The 16,248-nt window shown below is 61.8% G+C and carries 12 protein-coding genes; 6 read left to right on the top strand and 6 right to left on the bottom strand.

What is annotated here, in order from left to right; genetic code table 11:
• The 4 genes from FJZ36_13145 (at position 1) to FJZ36_13130 (ending at position 4,494) form a co-directional block, all read left to right on the top strand.
• A complete protein-coding gene (locus tag FJZ36_13145) occupies positions 1-276 on the top strand; it encodes a hypothetical protein (protein MBM3215852.1) in 276 nt (91 codons plus the stop codon).
• A gap of 547 nt (positions 277-823) precedes the next feature.
• A complete protein-coding gene (locus FJZ36_13140) occupies positions 824-1,684 on the top strand; it encodes a hypothetical protein (protein MBM3215851.1) in 861 nt (286 codons plus the stop codon).
• 56 nt (positions 1,685-1,740) lie between these two features.
• Positions 1,741-2,433 carry a hypothetical protein gene (locus tag FJZ36_13135; GenBank protein ID MBM3215850.1) on the top strand — a complete coding sequence of 231 codons (693 nt, stop codon included), beginning with the start codon at positions 1,741-1,743 and terminating at the stop codon, positions 2,431-2,433.
• A 144-nt stretch (positions 2,434-2,577) separates the two neighbouring features.
• Positions 2,578-4,494: a hypothetical protein gene (locus FJZ36_13130; protein ID MBM3215849.1), complete on the top strand. Its 1,917-nt coding sequence runs from the start codon at positions 2,578-2,580 to the stop codon at positions 4,492-4,494.
• 94 nt (positions 4,495-4,588) lie between these two features.
• Here the strand turns inward: FJZ36_13130 and FJZ36_13125 are convergent, their stop codons facing one another.
• From FJZ36_13125 to FJZ36_13115, 3 genes are all read right to left on the bottom strand, one after another.
• Positions 4,589-5,740 (bottom strand): hypothetical protein, encoded by a 1,152-nt coding sequence (locus tag FJZ36_13125; protein ID MBM3215848.1) that lies wholly within the window; start codon positions 5,738-5,740, stop codon positions 4,589-4,591.
• Positions 5,741-6,206: 466 nt separating this feature from the next.
• A complete protein-coding gene (locus FJZ36_13120; GenBank protein ID MBM3215847.1) occupies positions 6,207-7,250 on the bottom strand; it encodes a hypothetical protein in 1,044 nt (347 codons plus the stop codon).
• 619 nt (positions 7,251-7,869) lie between these two features.
• Positions 7,870-9,066, bottom strand: coding sequence for a hypothetical protein (locus FJZ36_13115; GenBank protein ID MBM3215846.1), 1,197 nt, complete (start codon positions 9,064-9,066; stop codon positions 7,870-7,872).
• Between the two features lie 2,617 nt (positions 9,067-11,683).
• Between FJZ36_13115 and FJZ36_13110 the strand changes: the two genes are divergently transcribed.
• Positions 11,684-12,202: a LamG domain-containing protein gene (locus FJZ36_13110; GenBank protein ID MBM3215845.1), complete on the top strand. Its 519-nt coding sequence runs from the start codon at positions 11,684-11,686 to the stop codon at positions 12,200-12,202.
• A gap of 25 nt (positions 12,203-12,227) precedes the next feature.
• Here the strand turns inward: FJZ36_13110 and FJZ36_13105 are convergent, their stop codons facing one another.
• The 3 genes from FJZ36_13105 to rpmB all read right to left on the bottom strand — a co-directional run bounded on the left by FJZ36_13105 (position 12,228) and on the right by rpmB (position 15,410).
• Positions 12,228-13,793 carry an FAD-dependent thymidylate synthase gene (locus FJZ36_13105; GenBank protein ID MBM3215844.1) on the bottom strand — a complete coding sequence of 522 codons (1,566 nt, stop codon included), beginning with the start codon at positions 13,791-13,793 and terminating at the stop codon, positions 12,228-12,230.
• Positions 13,794-13,934: 141 nt separating this feature from the next.
• The gene (locus FJZ36_13100) at positions 13,935-14,975 is read right to left on the bottom strand and encodes a TIM barrel protein (protein MBM3215843.1); all 1,041 of its coding nucleotides are present in this window, start codon (positions 14,973-14,975) and stop codon (positions 13,935-13,937) included.
• A gap of 198 nt (positions 14,976-15,173) precedes the next feature.
• The gene (rpmB, locus tag FJZ36_13095; protein MBM3215842.1) at positions 15,174-15,410 is read right to left on the bottom strand and encodes a 50S ribosomal protein L28; all 237 of its coding nucleotides are present in this window, start codon (positions 15,408-15,410) and stop codon (positions 15,174-15,176) included.
• Positions 15,411-15,588: 178 nt separating this feature from the next.
• Between rpmB and FJZ36_13090 the strand changes: the two genes are divergently transcribed.
• A partial coding sequence (locus FJZ36_13090; protein ID MBM3215841.1) for a hypothetical protein occupies positions 15,589-16,248 on the top strand: 660 nt, incomplete at its 3' end.

Here is a 16,248-nt window from a genome sequence, read left to right as displayed (position 1 = left end):
ATGGACGCAGGCAACGCCTTGACGGACTTCGAGCGGCGCGGCGAGACGTTCGGAGTCGTCTTCGTCGATCCGCCCTATGACTCGAACCTGGCGAACGAGGCGCTGCGTCGGCTGGGCTTATCGCGTACCGCCGACCCGGACGGCGTCGTCGTCGTCGAGCACGACCGGCGCGCGGCTCCGGCGGACTACTACGGGCGTCTGACGCGCGTGCGCGTCGAGGACTACGGCGATACGGTCATTTCGTTCTTCCGCCAGGTCGATCCGGCATCGGTGTAGCGGGTCGCTTGTGGAGTCGTCGTCGATGTCGGTTTCAGTGTCCATTCTCCGGGCTCCTGCCGAGTCAGCAGACGCCGGGAATTGGGGTATGAGCCCGTAGCGCCCGCACGAGGCGCCGGTACCGATGGTCAAGACATCATGCCACGCCGTCCTCGATGAGTTCTAGGCTTCGTCGATGTCCAGGGTCTGGACGTATCGGAATCCAGTGCGGTAACTGTCGTCCCACAGCACGGAATGGTCGAAGCCGAGTAGCAGAGTCTCCGTAGGCACTTCCGTGTCTGTGCGGACGAGACAGGCACCAGAAGATGCGATCGACTGGCTGCGAATGGGCAGGCAGTTCGTGCGGGCTGTTATCTCTCAGCCTACTCCTACGAGGTCGGGTGTCCGGCGGATGCCTTGCCCACAGCTCACATTCGTTGGCCATCCGCAGACGCGAGCAGTAGCGCTCATTGCGGGAGGGTGACTGCCGAACTACACTCCTCACGACAATGGTGGTTGGACCGTATCTCGGCAGCGCCGGTCGTGATTACAGCGGAAGGGGATAGGGATGCGTGCTTCGATGGTCGTCCGACTAGACACCATGCTGCTGTTGGTCGGCCTCGTCTTAGGGTGCGCCCCATCCACTCGCTACATGGCGATGGCGCACCGTGGCGAGGTACCACATCCGAACGACATGTCCATAGAGCAGCTGTTGAATCAGATCACGCAGGAGCTGCAGGCCAGTGACCCAATGGACGCATCCGACTTGTTGCACTTCGTCGACAGCGCACACTTGACGCCAGCCCAGCGTAGCCTCTACATGGCCCATTTGGAGCTGGTGATTAGCCAGCTGGACGCACAGATCGCCCGATACCGACGCAGCGCGGAACTTGCGGATGCCATCGGCGCGTCCTTTGCCCGCTCCGACCGTTCTAGTTCTTCACCCAGAGCGTCTGTGTCGGATCAGGTATTGACGCCTACGCCCTCCTATCTCGGTGATCGTACGGGCCGTCGTTCCAACTACGTTACGACGGACACATCGAGTCTGAGCGATCTGAGCTTCTTTAGCGGTTACGACTCTTCGCGCGGGCGCGTCCGGGGCAGTGTGCTCAACCTCGGGAACTTAAGCTATGTAAGCGCTCGCAACAGTCTTGGAGACAGCTATCGAGGTACGACAACTCATCTTGGTGGTTTTGACTTCCACACGGGTCGTGACTCGAACGGCGTGGCGTACCGTTCGTTCTCGATAGACCTTGGCGACTACCTGGTGCGGAACGGCCGGAGCTCTGAGGGAGTTTCATATCGTGGTTCTTCCTATGTCGTCGGTGACATGCTGTACCATCGCTACACGACGTCTGACGGGAGGACCATCACGGGTACGACGCAGACGATCGGCAACATGACGACGACGCGCCTGATCGAACAATAAGCCTCTGCTGGCGGGTTCGGCCAGATGTGTGGAACTCGCAATCTCGGGTCAATCGGATGCCCGATATCAATGTTGTCATAGATATCATCGTCCCAATCGGCGGTGCCATTCTCGGTGGAGGAGGAGTAGGGGCGTTCATCTCATGGCGTATTGCCGAGTGGCAGAAGAAGACAAAGCGCCTCGAGATCAAGGCTGACCTTCTTCGGTACAGCATGGCAGCGTCGATGGAAGCGATTCGGAATGTCCAGTCGTGTTTCCAGGAGGCGTCATGCCTCCTCGCTGGCAACGCGTTCCAACGGACGCTCCACGCCCAGCAAGTCGGGCAGAATTACCTAGCTCGATGGGTCGTGGATTCTACACAAGTGCAGTCGCTGATCGCGATCTACTTCCCCGGCAGCAATCTTCTTGACATATGGCGACGGCACCATGACGCGATCGAAGCTGCTTTCGCGGCATTCTCAATCGCACCCGATCTAGTATCGCTAGGAGCCCAGACACGGAACACTGCGGGAGTCAATACATCCAGCGTAGGTCTGATTGGGCGGGGCAGGCAGTGGCATCTTGATCTGATCAAGCGGTATGTCGGGGTCAACACACTCTCGGATCCAGAATGGGCAGTCCTGATGAGCGGCTTGCCTACCGATCCTGCGTTCACAGCTTCATGGATCAAAATCCGCCAAGAGCTCGAGAGGAAGCAGGATAAGTTCGCCTCATACGTCCGTCGCGCCAAACTGCTGGAGTTCGACTGAGTGGGTCACCTGCTCGGTGGTCTGTCTGGCAGATCGGTAGCGACTCTACAGACGCCATGGAGTAGGGGCGACGCGGCGCGTGGCCCGTTCCACGACGAGGGCGACCGGCCTGGTCGCACCTACGAGCCCAGATCGATCGACGAGATGAACCATTCCGGCATTCAGCGCGGGACGTTCGCGCAGTTCGGCGACTCGATCACCGTGACGATGGCGTTCTGGGCGCCGCTCCGGTACCGCCGCCGGAACGCCTCGCCGGAGATGGAGGAAGCCTTCCGCCTCGTCAACGAGACGATGGCTCCCGGATGCTGGTCGGACTGGAAGGGCCCCGACTACGGCAGCGACGGCAGCAGGACGATCCGATGGGCGCGGGAACACATCGGCGAATGGCTCCGACGGCTCCAGCCGGAGACGGCGCTCATCATGTTCGGCACGAACGACCTCTACGACCTCTCCGCCGACGAGTACGCATCCCACTTGCGAGCCGTCGTGGACGCCTGCCTCGATTTCGGGACGCGGGTTCTCCTGAACACGATCCCGCCTCGCAGCGGCTATGTCGAGTCGTCCGCCGAGTTCGCCGAGGCGGCGCGGCGAGTCGCGGGGGAACGCGGGCTCCCGCTCGTGGACTACCACGCCGAGATCCTCCGCCGCCGACCTACGGACTGGGACGGCAGCCTCGACCGGTTCCGCGAGTGGAGCGGCTACGACGTGCCGACGCTCATCTCGCGCGACGGCGTCCATCCGAGCCATCCGGCCGCCTACCGCGACGACTACTCCGAAGCAGCGCTCGACTCCAACGGCTATTCGCTCCGCAACTACCTCGTGCTGATGGCGTACGCCGACATGCTCCGCGAGGGCGTCCGCCGTCCGATGGGAAGGGCTGCGCCGATGCGTCACTTGCCGTGGTTCCCTGTCGCACCGCCTCTGCCGCCGCCGACGGGCGACGTTGTGCGCGTCTCGACCGTCCAGGAGCTCATGCGCGCCATCGACGGCGCGAAGCCGCGTTCGACGATCCTCGTCGCCGACGGACACTATCTCCTGCCGCGCTACGTCGAGATCCGCGCCGACGGCGTCACGCTCCGGGGCGAATCCGGTCACCGGGAGAACGTCATCCTCGACGGGATCGAGAGCCAGCACGGCGAGCTCTTGGGCATCCGCGCCTGCTCGGACGTGACGATCGCCGATCTGACGGTGCAGAACATCAAGTGGAACGGCATCAAGATCAACTCGGACTCGAACGTCCAACGGATCGTGATCCGCAACTGCGTCATCCACAACATCTGGCAGCGAGGCGTCAAAGGCGTGAAGGTTGTGCCGGAGCGCCGGGCGAACGAGAGTCCGCGCGGCTGCCGCGTCGAGTTCTGCCTGTTCTACAACGACCGCGCGAAGCGGTATGAGGACGATCCGGCGGACACGGCGGAGAACTTCGGCGGGAACTACATCGGCGGGATCGACACGATGTTCGCCAAGGAATGGGTCATCGCCGACAACGTGTTCATCGGCATCCAGGGACGCACGCGCGGGGCTCGTGGGGCGATCTTCCTCTGGCACGAGACGGAGGGCTGCATCGTCGAGCGGAACATCATCGTCGACTGCGACACGGGGATCGCGCTGGGGAACTCGCACATCCCCGACGATGTCGCGGTTCACTGCACGGGCGTTCTCGTGCGGAACAACCTGGTGACGCGCCCGCCGGAGAACGGGATCGTCGCCGACTACACGCGCGACTGCCGGATCGTCCACAACACGATCCACGACCCGGAGAACCGGCTCCAGCGGCTCATCCGGCTCGTCCACGCCAACGACGGGCTCGTCGTGGCGAACAACCTGCTCAGCGGGCCCCCGATGCGCGTCGAGACGTCCAGCGACGTGACGTTCGACGGGAACCTGACGCAAGTTGTCACCGATGCCTTCGTGAGCGCGGAGGAGGGGAACCTGCGGCTGGGACGCGCGCTCGACGCGTCGGCGCAGGTGGCACGCCGGGACGACGTTCCCGAGGACATCGACCGCGCGGCTCGCAGCGAAGCCACCGATCCCGGCGCCGACGAGTTCCGCGCGCATTGATCTGCGTGGGCTCAGCCGTTCATGTCGCGGAGCTGCATCGCTCGCCGCCGTGAAGCGGATCGCGATAAGCGGAGGCGAGCGTGTTCAGAGGGCGCTACGGCGCGCGCTTCAGTTGCGCCCACACTAGCGGCGTCTTGCCCGCGGGCGAAACCGCCGTCACCAGCGGAACCGGACACCACGAGGGCCACATGTCATCTGCCGGATCGTTCGTGATGTTCCGCTGATTCGCTCCATCCACGTTCATCACAAAGATGTCGGACTGAGCGCCCTCCCCGACCCCCAACACACGCTGGAACGCAATCTGCTTACCATCCGGTGACCACGTCGGATGGAGACTCCCCCATTCGTCGGTGAGAAACCGGAGATCCGTGCCGTCGGCGTTCATCACGGCGATGGCACCATGACGCTCGAACGCGATGCGCTGACTATCCGGCGCCCACGCTGGCGTTCGATCTGTGTCCCATCCTCTCGGGTTCCCTGGGTTCGTCAGTCGTTTCCGGTTGCGTCCGTCAACATCGACAACGTAGATGCCCACCGCACCGGGGTCGACATTCGACGCAAAGGCGATGCGTCTCCCATCGGGAGACCACGCCGGTTGCCACCCGTAGACGAGATGCCGGACGTTCGAGCCGTCGGCGTCCATAATGAAGATGTCGCGCGGTTCCACTTCGCGGATGCGATTCGAGGCGAAGGCGATCTGGCGACCGTCCGGCGACCACGTTGGATTCATATCCATAGCCGGATGATTTGTCAGATTGTGAGTCAGGGAACCGTCGGGTCTAATGATATAGATATCTATGTTTACGTCGCTAGCACCTTTCGTACCAAGTATCCAATCACCGCGCGGGGAACCGCGAGGATGCCCTACATAGGCGGGTAATCGCCGCAAACCGGACCCATCCTCATTAACAGCGTAGAGTCCCGGATACCTGAAGAGCATTCCCAGACGGTCATAGCCCACGGATGTAAACAGAATTTGACATTGAACGGAATATACGACTAGATATTCCAGCAATAACATCGCACTCACAAAGCACACGGCAGCCGCACGCTTTGGTTGCGTCTTGACTAAAGTAACTGCCTCTGTCACGTTGGCTGCCATCACGAGAACTTCACGCGAACTTAAGGAAGAGATACGAGGAGGCCTCAATGTCGTCCAGAAACAAGACGGCATCGTACGGCACCCCGTCTTCGTCATGGAAAGGTGCGTTTGTTCCATCTCCAGACGTGCGATCCCACTGCCCATCCCAATATGCCGCCGCCGCGATGAGTTTGTCGCTGCTTTGTTCCATTGGGGAACCGATGTACTTCCCGTGTGGGTTCAGACTGGCGTCGGCAGGGCTGGAACGAGGCAGACATCAGCAGCGCCGTAGCTGATTGCCGCTGACTCCCATCCAGCCGGCGCTCCGCAATGGGACTCGAAGCGATCTCGTAAAGTGGATGGCAGACCTCTTGGTCGTCGTCACCAACCCTATACGACGCTGGCGCTGCTGGAGCCAGTGGCGCGAGACGACGGCTATCCCGTGCCACGGAGTTCCGTCAGGGCTCCTCGATCTCAATGCCTCGTGGACTTCCAGTTACCTCGAATCCGTTCACGAATAGACGGACGCGGTAATGGCCCGCAACGGATTCGGGGCGCACAACCCCGCCGATCACGCCGTCGTCGCGCCCGTCCCAGTGCGCCGAGGTGCCCCATAGACTGTTCTCGTCGGTCAACGTCTCTGCGGGATCGCGTTTGTAGTACCCGGCAGGCGATTCGCCCAGAAACCTTCGTCTATGTTCCGAACCTCGTACCATACCGCGCTTAACCTCTCGATCCTGATGCGTACCACGCCCTTCTGATGAAGCTGATACGGAATCCGGACGTTCCCGCCTTTCACGAAAGACGTGACCGGTAGAGGAAGGAGTTCGGTCGTGTCCGGCTTCGCCGCTCCGATGGCTTCGGTCGTCGGCTGCGTTGCCTCATCGCCGATCTCGGTTTGGATGGCTTCCGCCCATCGCTCCTTGTACGTCGACGCCGTCGTCCAGTGCTGTTTGGCGGTGCTCTGCCAGGTATATTCAGACACCGTCCATGCCGCGAACCAGAGCGCCGTGATCCGATTCTTCGGCCCCATGTCTAGGAGAACGCGCACCTGTTTGTGCATATCGGCGTGCCCGGGCGGATTCGTCACGGCAGGTAGGCACTTCCCACACTCCAGTATCGGTTGGATCTGGAGGTCTTTGTTCGCCTTGTTCGGGTTGCTGGGGTCGGTGGGGTCGACAAATGGGAAATCCTCGTCGAGCGACCGGATGACTTCCTTCCACGAGTACCACGGCGGAAGCGTCCTGTAGTTCCACGGCGTCACTGCGTTCCATGGATACGAGTAAGGCAGCAACACGCGAACGGCGTCATCGGGGAACGCGCCGCCGTCGGGATGGGAGACACGCCGGATCGCCATCTTCATCCACAGCGGTAGATCGTACCACCGGTATCTCGGCGGACCCGAAGGGTCCGGTTGGGGCGTGCTGAACACACTCCACGCGCCGTCAGGGGCGAGGTACCACGTGAATCCGATCTCCCAGTTGAAGAAAAAGGGCAGATTGATGGGCGTCTTGCCCGGAATCGGCGTGCCGTCGGCGTTCCGAGCCATTTGGGCGTCCTGAGCGGCTTTGATGAGGGTTCGCCACTTGTCCACGTCTTCGAACGGGTGGAAACCGAGGCAGGTACCGCCGCCGATGGCGTCGCCGAACGTGTCATCCTGGAGGTTCCATCCCATGCACGCGTTCCGAAGGTTGCGCCCCAGCGAGGTATCCATGGTGAGATGGTCGCGTATGCGCCCAACGTAAGCGACTATCTTCGGTATCGACCATGCGGTGAATTCCGGACTGCCACGATACAGTCCGTAGAGCGCGCGCGAGATCACCGCGCATGGTGCGTGTTGAGGGATTGGATGGACCCGGATCGAGCGCGGGATCCTGAACGTTCATGGAAGCGACGCGATACAGAGCGCAATCGGGGTTTTCAGGCTGATATGGAACGGGAGGGTTCGCCGAGGGCTCGGCTTGGATCTCCTCTGTGCCGATCCATGCATTCGCGTTCCGCCAAGCGTCGAGGCGATCGGCAGTTGAGCCTTCCTGCCACCAAACGCTCGGAGGGACATCGTTCGCATGGCCCCAAGCGGCGTCCCCGCCACTGTCTTTTATACGCGAAGAAGATACGGTCGCACGCTCGGTACGTGCCATCTTCTCCGTTCCAGACGTCAGCGAATCCGGTCGGGAGCAGAGAGATGTCTGGTTGCCACACACTCCAGAACCCCGATGGAATGTTGTGAGCGACGGTTTCACCGAGGCGGAATGTGCCCAAGCGTCTGCGAGGACTTACCCGGACCTGCACGGTCATCTCCTTTTCAAGGACCCCCATGCGACAGGCAGTCGATCGAGAGGCTGGATGCCTGTAGGAACGCCGGTGCGCCGATGTAGCATTCGCCACCCATAAACCCATACGGTTCGCGTGAGTGAGTCGAAAACGGCCCTGAACGGGGCTTCCCATCGGGGGATTCCTGCGCTCGTTGGAGCCTGATACTCGATATTCCAGGTAGTTCCCCCGTCATTGGAGTGACGGATATCTGGCCGCCAATGCAACTGGCCTGCATCGTCAGTGGTAGCGTCTGCTCCGGATGACCAACCTTCGTCAGCATTCAGGAAAAACACATACGACACGCTACTATCGTAATACCGCACCCACGTATCCCCGCCGTTCCTCGTGGTCGCGACACTGCGACCCCAGCTCCAGCCATCCATTGGCGTCGTGAACAGAACGTGAGTGCCAAACACGTCCAGTGTCTCGTGCCTCCCTGGAAAGGAGAGCGCTTCCCAACTGCTTCCGCCGTCGGTCGTTCTGAACAGGTAGAGGTTCTGTGCGCCGCCAGCAGGAGCCCATCCGTATCGGTCTCCGACAAACGCGATGTCGAAGATAGGCATCGGGAGAATGGAAAAAGTTGGGTCGGAGCGGTCGCCTGGATAGGAGTCACCGAAGATGAACGCTTTCCAGGTCGCGCCTCCGTCGCGCGTCACGAAGAGTATGTAACCGCGATAAGCCGTCCATGTCCTACAATCGGAGCAGGCGACCACACCAGCGGCAACGCCGAAGTCACGGGTGATGAAGCGCAAGACGGTGAGATTCCTCCGGTTCGCTTCTTTGGCTCTTGCGACATCGCCGAAGTATACGGTACCAGCCATATCGCCTTCGCGAAGCCTCCACGTCTGCCCGCCGTCGTTCGTCTGGTAGAAGCGCACCGGCGACGCCAGCGTTTTATCTTCATCGTGGTTGCCTCTACCAAAGGCGTCGATGAAGTACGGGTAACGGTCGGCGACTGCGTAACCCTCGAGCGCGTTGACGAACTGTGCTCTCTCGAGAAGCCGGTAATCGTCCTCTCCTGTTGTTTCAGTCGTCCAAGTCATGCCGCCGTCGCTAGTTCGCAGGCGATAGAGCCCCCGCGACGTGTCGTGCGCAGACGCCCAGCCTTCCTGCGGCGTCACGAAGTGGAGGTTGGTGACGGCGCACAGATCGCATCCTTCGATTCGTGAGGGCACCCAGACCGCCTCTTGCGCCGATGCGGTTGCGCAAGCTGCGAGCGTCAGAGCAAGGCAGCCCTGCCGCAACCAGCGAAGGCACGAGTTCATGAAGCACCTCGGGATCCGTCGGGCGGCTGCTCGGGCGTGCTGGGGGAGCCGTTCCGGACGCCGTTGACGGCGTACACGCCGACGTGGCGAGAGCCGTATCTGCATGATCGCCCCCTCTCACTTCCGCTTTAGCTTCCCCCACATATCCGGCAGCTTTGCGTGTGCCTCAACACTCGATACCAGACCAATACGTCTGAGTGGAATGTACCCGATCGCCCATATGGTCCGAGTCTGCGGTTGGAACAACAATCGCATGGCGGCGCCGGGTACTCGGGAGGATTCCATCTGCCACGAAGCGCCTCTATCCGCACTATGGAAGATACCTAGAACCCATGCTCGGTTGTCCGTGTCGCGTGTCTGTGCGATTGACCATCCTTCGGTCTCTGGCCCAAAAAGCACATCCATGACGGCGAACTGGGTCGACGTCTGCCAAGTCTGACCACCATCAGCTGTATACACGGAACCTGCTATCATGATACCCCAACCCCACCCTATTGACGGAGTAGCGAATTCAACATATTCGAGAGACTCTCCTGAGGTCTCGCGTCTGAACTTGAGCGCATTCCAAGTGTCTCCGCCGTCGCGCGTGACGAATAAATGTCCATCCCCTGCACGGCAACTGGGTGCCGGTATCCATCCGTGTATGTTGTCCACGAACTCGATATCCCTGATGTCATCCGGACGCTCGAACTTGATACAAGGACCCCAGTCCGAGTCGCCGAACAGAAACGCGTTCCAGCTGTTTCCTTGATCGCGAGAGACCAGGATGATGCGACCGCGATAGTAGGCAAACATCGTGCCAATCTGCCTACCGAGTTCTCCCGCCATCACAAGGACTTGGTTACCTACTGTGCGGAGATTCGGTACGAATCTCCGATCTGCCTGCTTGGCGTGACCTTCATCGCCGAGGTAGGTCGTATTGAGGATGCGCCCTGCCCTCGACACCCACGTTCTGCCGCCATCGCTGGTGTGGTAGAACCGCACCGGAGCGAAGACGCCGTGCGTTCCCTCGTCGATCTGAGAGTCGTCGTAGTCCGCCGGCGCCCATCCCTCGTGCGCACTGGTGAATTGCGCCCGTTGGAGAACGACATAGTCCTCCTTGAGGATCGGTTCTGTTGTCCATGTATCGCCTCCGTCGCTAGTTCGCAGGCGATAGAACCCCCGCGACGTGTCGCGCGCAGATGCCCATCCTTCTTGCGGTGTGACGAAGTGGAGGTTGGTAACGGTGCACGTGTCGCATCCTTCGATTCGCAAGGGCACCCAGACCGCCTCTTGCGCCGATGCCGTTGCGCAAGCTGCGAGCGTCAGAGCAAGGCAGCCCTGCCGCAACCAGCGAAGGCACGAGTTCACGAAGCACCTCGGGATCCGTCGGGCGGCTGAGAAGGCGTCTCTCGTCTCTGCAAGCGAAACGCCGCTACGACAAAACCACGGGCCTGTCTTGCAGACGGTGTCGTTGTATCGAACGCGGAACTTCAGCTCGTCGTTCGCCTTGTCGACCCATCTGGTACTACCGCCTATCCCAAGGGTCGACAGTCCATGACTAACCTATCGTCGGAAGAGCACTCGTGCCCGGTGCGACGATCACGTGAAGCAATGTGATTCGCGCGACGGAGTTGGCCTGACTATGATTCGTGATTCTCAGCTTGTTTGCTGCAACGCTCAACAGATTGTCAGGGTCCGATACCTTCACGATCCTCATGACCTCCGCTATGGCCGGGTAGTTCCATAGCGCCATCGCCTGACCCAGCGTGTCCCATCCGGCATCAAAGGAAACGCTCACCAGTCCGGATGTGCGCCGGCTCAGTGTGATGTCCTTCGACTGCCCGGTTTCGAGAACGCTGTCAAGGTGGCAGATGCCATACCAGGCTCACTGGGTATATCATCGGTATACAGGAGGGCGCCGTCCTTGGCTCGAAGGTAGCTCGAAAGTGGCTTGCCCGGATCGATGATGCCGGCTCCTAGCGTGTTCTCTATCGCGATGATCTGGTCATCACGAGCGGTCATATAGGCTGCATTGACCGTGGTCACGTTGTCCTCATTCGAGGCAGGATTTCAGATGTTGGTTGGGAACACGCCCGGCGTTGGCACAGCTCCTGATGTCAGAGATGTCGTCGTGACGCGATCGGGAGTCGCCGCGGACGAAAGGCCCCTCCCTTTCGGGCAAGGCGACGAGTTTCGTCCGGTTAGTTGGCGCCTCTTCGGACGCATCTTCTCCTTGTTCCACGCGTACTACAGTTGCTGTACGGATTTTTCCGTACCCCCCTTATACTGTCAAGGAAAACATGCGTGAACGCGCGGCTCGGTTGCGCCGATGTCGAGGATACTCGCGGCTCAGAATCTCCTCGATGATCTCCCACACGTCGTCGGGAACCGCCCAGATCGTCGGTTCCGGCTTGGGTTCCGGCTTGGCATCGTCGGTCGTTTGCACGCGATAGACGCCTGAATCGACGAACTCACAGGAGACTATCGGATAACTGCATTCGTCGATTGAGATAGACTCTTAGCGGAGCAGGTCAGGTTTCCCGAGCTGGAGACTTTCCAGGAGAACACCCTCCTGTTCTGGATCAACTTCCCCGCCGCCGCGAGCGGCGGATGGGACCAGATCCTCGCCAAGACAGCGCCCGGCAGCGACCGGTCCCCCGGACTGTGGGTCGAGACGGGCGGACTCGGCATCCACTACCGATACAACCCTGGGAACCTCGGCTTCTGGGGTCTGGGCCCTGACGGCGACAAGACCCAGTTTCCTCAGAAACAGTGGTTCCACGTCGCCGGTGTAACCAAAGACGGAACGCTGACGGGCTACGTGAACGGAGCCAAGAAAGGCGATACGCCGGTTCCGCCGAAGTTTGCGCAGGGCAACGGCGGTCTGTACGTGGGGAAGTCCCCAGCGTACCCGGGGCCCGCTGCCAACTTCTACATCGACGATTTGACCCTCTACACGAGAGCGCTGTCGGCAGACGAGATCGCCGCGATCAAGGACGGCGGACTGTTGCCCGTCGAGCCCGCAGGCAAGCTGGCGACGACTTGGGCGCGGTTCCGGCACTAGGCGGGGCCCAGGACCCGATGGACGCTCAGAGCATCCGACTGAACGCGCCGGGCTCCAGCTTCCAGACGGGAACGCCGCAGAACCGGTCTCCTTCGGGGCAGAACGGTCGCTGAGGCGTGTTGGCTCGGAACCAACACGGAGCGTGCAGGAACGCCCCGACAGTCGGGTAGCGCGCGCGAACCGCCAGAACCTCATCCACGGAGGCGTGGAAGATCTCCTCCTGCGCCGTGTAGCACAACCGCGTCCGCCACTTGTGATGCCAGTCCATCAGCGACCCGGACTCCACGAACCGTATCGCCGCCGCGTTCGGCAGCAAGTACAGCGCCATCTCAGGCGATACGCCGAGCTCCAGCAGGCGGTTGATCGCCTCGTAGGCGCGGTCGTTGATGCGGTCGAAGAGCTCCCACGCGTCGGGGTTGGCGCGGATGACCTTTGGCACGATGGTGTCGGGCGTGCCCGTATACTGGCGGCTCAGGATGGGACGCGCTCCCGGAACCATGCGATGGCGTTGATCCTGCGAGTCCGCCGTGTGGCTCAGCTTCTTGGCGAACGTGAACGAGAGGTGCTCCATGGCGCGCGACAGCTTGACATGGCTGTGCACGCCAAGCGTCTCCGCCAGGTATGGGTTCCTCGACGGACTCAGCAGGAGCTCGATGGCTTCGCGATCGGTCAGTCGGTCACGTGGCACGCCGAGGATGCCGCGCACCGCCCCTGCGAGAGTCGCTTCGCCGTCCGTCGATGCGGACAGCAACGCAGAGGTTCCCCCAGCCAAACGCTCGTCGAACTCGGCGGCAAACGCGCGGGATGCGTCCGCGACGGACGGTTCCGCTTGCTGGACCATGAAGGCGTGTTCCGGCGTCTCTTCGATGGGAATCGGGTCCGGTATCTCGCGCCTAAACAGCGGGTCCCACTCCTGCGCCGCGTCGAGCATCTTCCGCACGAGCATGCGTTGTTCGGTTGGCGTGTCGTAGGAGTCCATGGTCCGCGCGTAGCGGAGGAGCGTAAGCGCGCTGACCGTGTGATACAGGTACGTGAACGTCGCGACGGGCAGCACGTACCGAGCGACTTCGTACGCCTTCCTCAGAAGCAGCTTCTCCCAGCGTTCGGGCTGGCGGGTCCTCGCCGGAAAGAGCTCATGGAACTCGTCGCGGATGGTCGGGAGCATCCGCTGGATGAGCTCCTGGTAGCCCGACATCTGCGCGTCGACCGCAGACCGGTAGATGGTGAGAGCCGGTTCCGGCAGGTCTGGAACCAGCACGCTCTCCGGATTCACCTCGACGTACCGCTGGCTGACCTGTTCCGAGTTGTAGAACGGGTGGCTGTGCAGGAACGACCACGTCACAGCGCGGGATACGCGATCCAGGGCGAACACGAACGTGGCGTGCTGCCGCGTCGTCAGATGACCCGCTTGGAGGGTGCTTGCCGCGATGCGGTCGCGCAGTTCCCGCGACTTCTTCGTGCGCGACACGTCGTCCGGCAGGACGATGCCGTTAGACGAGTAGCAGGTCCGAGCGGCGGCGACGCCCGTCTCGTAGGGTCGGTCAACGGCGGCGACAAGCTGGACGATCGGCTCACCGGATAGGAAGCCCATGCGCATTGCCCTTGGCGTGGTGGGCGTGTCTACGACAGGAGGGGCGGACGCCACGCTCGCCGGGGAATACGTGAGGGGCGCGGGTGAGGTTGCGCTTGGGCGGAGCCCTCCCCGGCACATGCGCCGGGGAGGGCTGAGCTCTTACCGGACGCCCATCAGGTGGCGGAGGATGTAGCCCTCCAGTCCTTCGTAATCCCGAGCGTCCCGATACTGCTGCTCGACGGTCTTGTCGAGCGTTCGGACCTTGGCGAGCAGGTGGTCGAACATCTGGCGGCTGTTCGTCAGGTGCTGCCGCGCCAGCTCGCGTGGCTGCGTCCGCATCGCCTTGACGTCCAGACCGACGAACTCGCCGTTCTTGCCGTACCCGTATTCGTCAAGCACTCGGACCTGGTTGAACGCGCCGCGCAGGTTCGCGGAACCGAAGCTCTTGTCCTCGTCGAACTTGAGCCCGTTCTGATCGTTCAGATGCACGCTCCACAGCTTGCCGTGCGCCAGCGCGTACGCCATCTCGTCCGACGGGTCGAGCCCCGCCAGCAGAGCGTGCGCAGACTCGATGAGACCGCCGACCCGCGACGGATCGCTCGTGAGGTAAGACAACGCGATGGCGTGACCGATGGTCGGGATGTACGCCTGATCCATCGGCTCGTTGGGTTTCGGTTCCACCAGCAGGCGCACTTCGGCGTCGTGGTCCAGCATCGCGTTGAGCGCGTCGACGAGATGCGCGACCGCCTGACGAGCGTTCTTCGCCTCTCGGATGTACGTGCCCTCGCGCGCCAGCCAGAGGACGACATCGCGCGTCCCAAGCTCGCGCGCGATATCGATCGTGCGCTTGGTACGGTCGATCGCGTACGCACGGTGCTCGGCGTTGTTCGACGTGTACGCGCCGTCGATAGTCTGTTCGGTGAACCAGAGCCGGGGGGCAACGAACTCCGCGACGAGCCCTTCGTCGCCCAGCCGCTGATTGAGAACGCGGCATGCTGACCGGATCTGACGCGGCGACTTCTTGTCGACGTCGGGAACCGCGTCGTCGTCGTGGAACTGCACACCGTCGAACCCAAGCGACTTGTAGAGCGGGAGCTTCTCGTCGAACGCGTACGGAGCGCGCACGGCGGGCCCGAACGGGTCCTCACCCTCGTGGATGTTCCAGGGCCCGAACGAGAAGCGATACTGCGTGTCCGGCATCTGTCTGCCTCCGCGATGTCTGGTCGATGTCGCTCGCCGCTGGGGTCGGGCATCCTGACGAAGTCCCGATGTCGTCGAGTGTATCAGACCGTCGCGAGGCGCGGCAACACGACGCCGCAACCGCCGGGCACAGGGATGCTCTGTCAGTGGACGATGGATTCGGGAGTCGTCTGTCGATGGGAACTGCGGATCGCTCGACTAGGCGGAGTCGCCCTCGGAATCGACGCGCGGGGCGCGCGCCAGGAGTCCCTGCTTGTCGAGGGTACGAATCACGCGAGCTGCGACGCGACGGCGGCGGTACTGCCCGGTCTCCGGGTCGTAGACGCGCACGGGCTGCAGGTTCGGCAACTGACGCCTCTTCGTCCGGTTGTTCGCATGCGAGACGTTGTTGATGACCTTGGGTCCCTTGCCGGACATGTAGCAGCGTCGCGCCATCGCACAGGCTCCTCGTCGCACGACCGTATCGCGCCAGTCTCGCGCAGAATCATCCCTTGACTCACCAATTGTGCCGGGCGTCGGGAGCCAAGTCAAGCGGATCCGCCTGACCTCATTTCCTAAGTTCAGGACTTTCGCTCCCTTGGTCTTTGGATGGGATTCTGCCATCCTATGAGGCATGGACAGACTCAATCCGATTCTCTACACGCAGGTTCTTCTGGCATCGTTCGGCAACGTCACGGCGACGTATCTCGCAGGGATCCTCGCATGCAGCCATGATGTCGTGAGCGACTTTCTGCGCAGCCATCCTCTCAAACCCCGCGCTCTCTGGAATCGGGTGAAGAAACTCATCCCGCTGGAGAGACGACGACGCGGAGTGATGGTTCTGGACGACACGGTGCTCGACAAGGGCTACTCCGAGAAGATCGAGTCCGCGACGCGCCAATGGAGCGGCAACGCGCACAAAGTCATCACCGGCATGGGTGTGGTTCACTGGCTTCATGACGATCCGGTCGAGGGCGACTACTTGCCCATCGACTTCCGCATCTGGGACGTCGCGCGGGACGCCAAGAGCAAGCACGACCACGCCCGCGAGATGTTCAGAAGGCGATGGAACGCGACTTCGCCCCGATTGGGTTCTGTTCGACGCTTGGTATGCATCCGTTGGTCTGCTCAAGCTGATCCATCGGGAAGACCTGCGCTTCTTCTGTCGGATCAAATCCAACCGCCAAGTCTCCGTCCCCGGACAACCGGGCGTCTATCAACGAGTGGACACTCTCGAATGGACGGGGGAAACGGTGACGACCGGGCAACAGCTCTGGCTGAAGGCGTTCGGTTG

Source organism: Candidatus Poribacteria bacterium, assembly GCA_016866785.1.
In the GTDB taxonomy this organism is placed as follows: domain Bacteria; phylum Poribacteria; class WGA-4E.
Note: the sequence above shows the minus strand (reverse complement) of the source record. Positions and strands in the feature narration are given on the sequence as shown.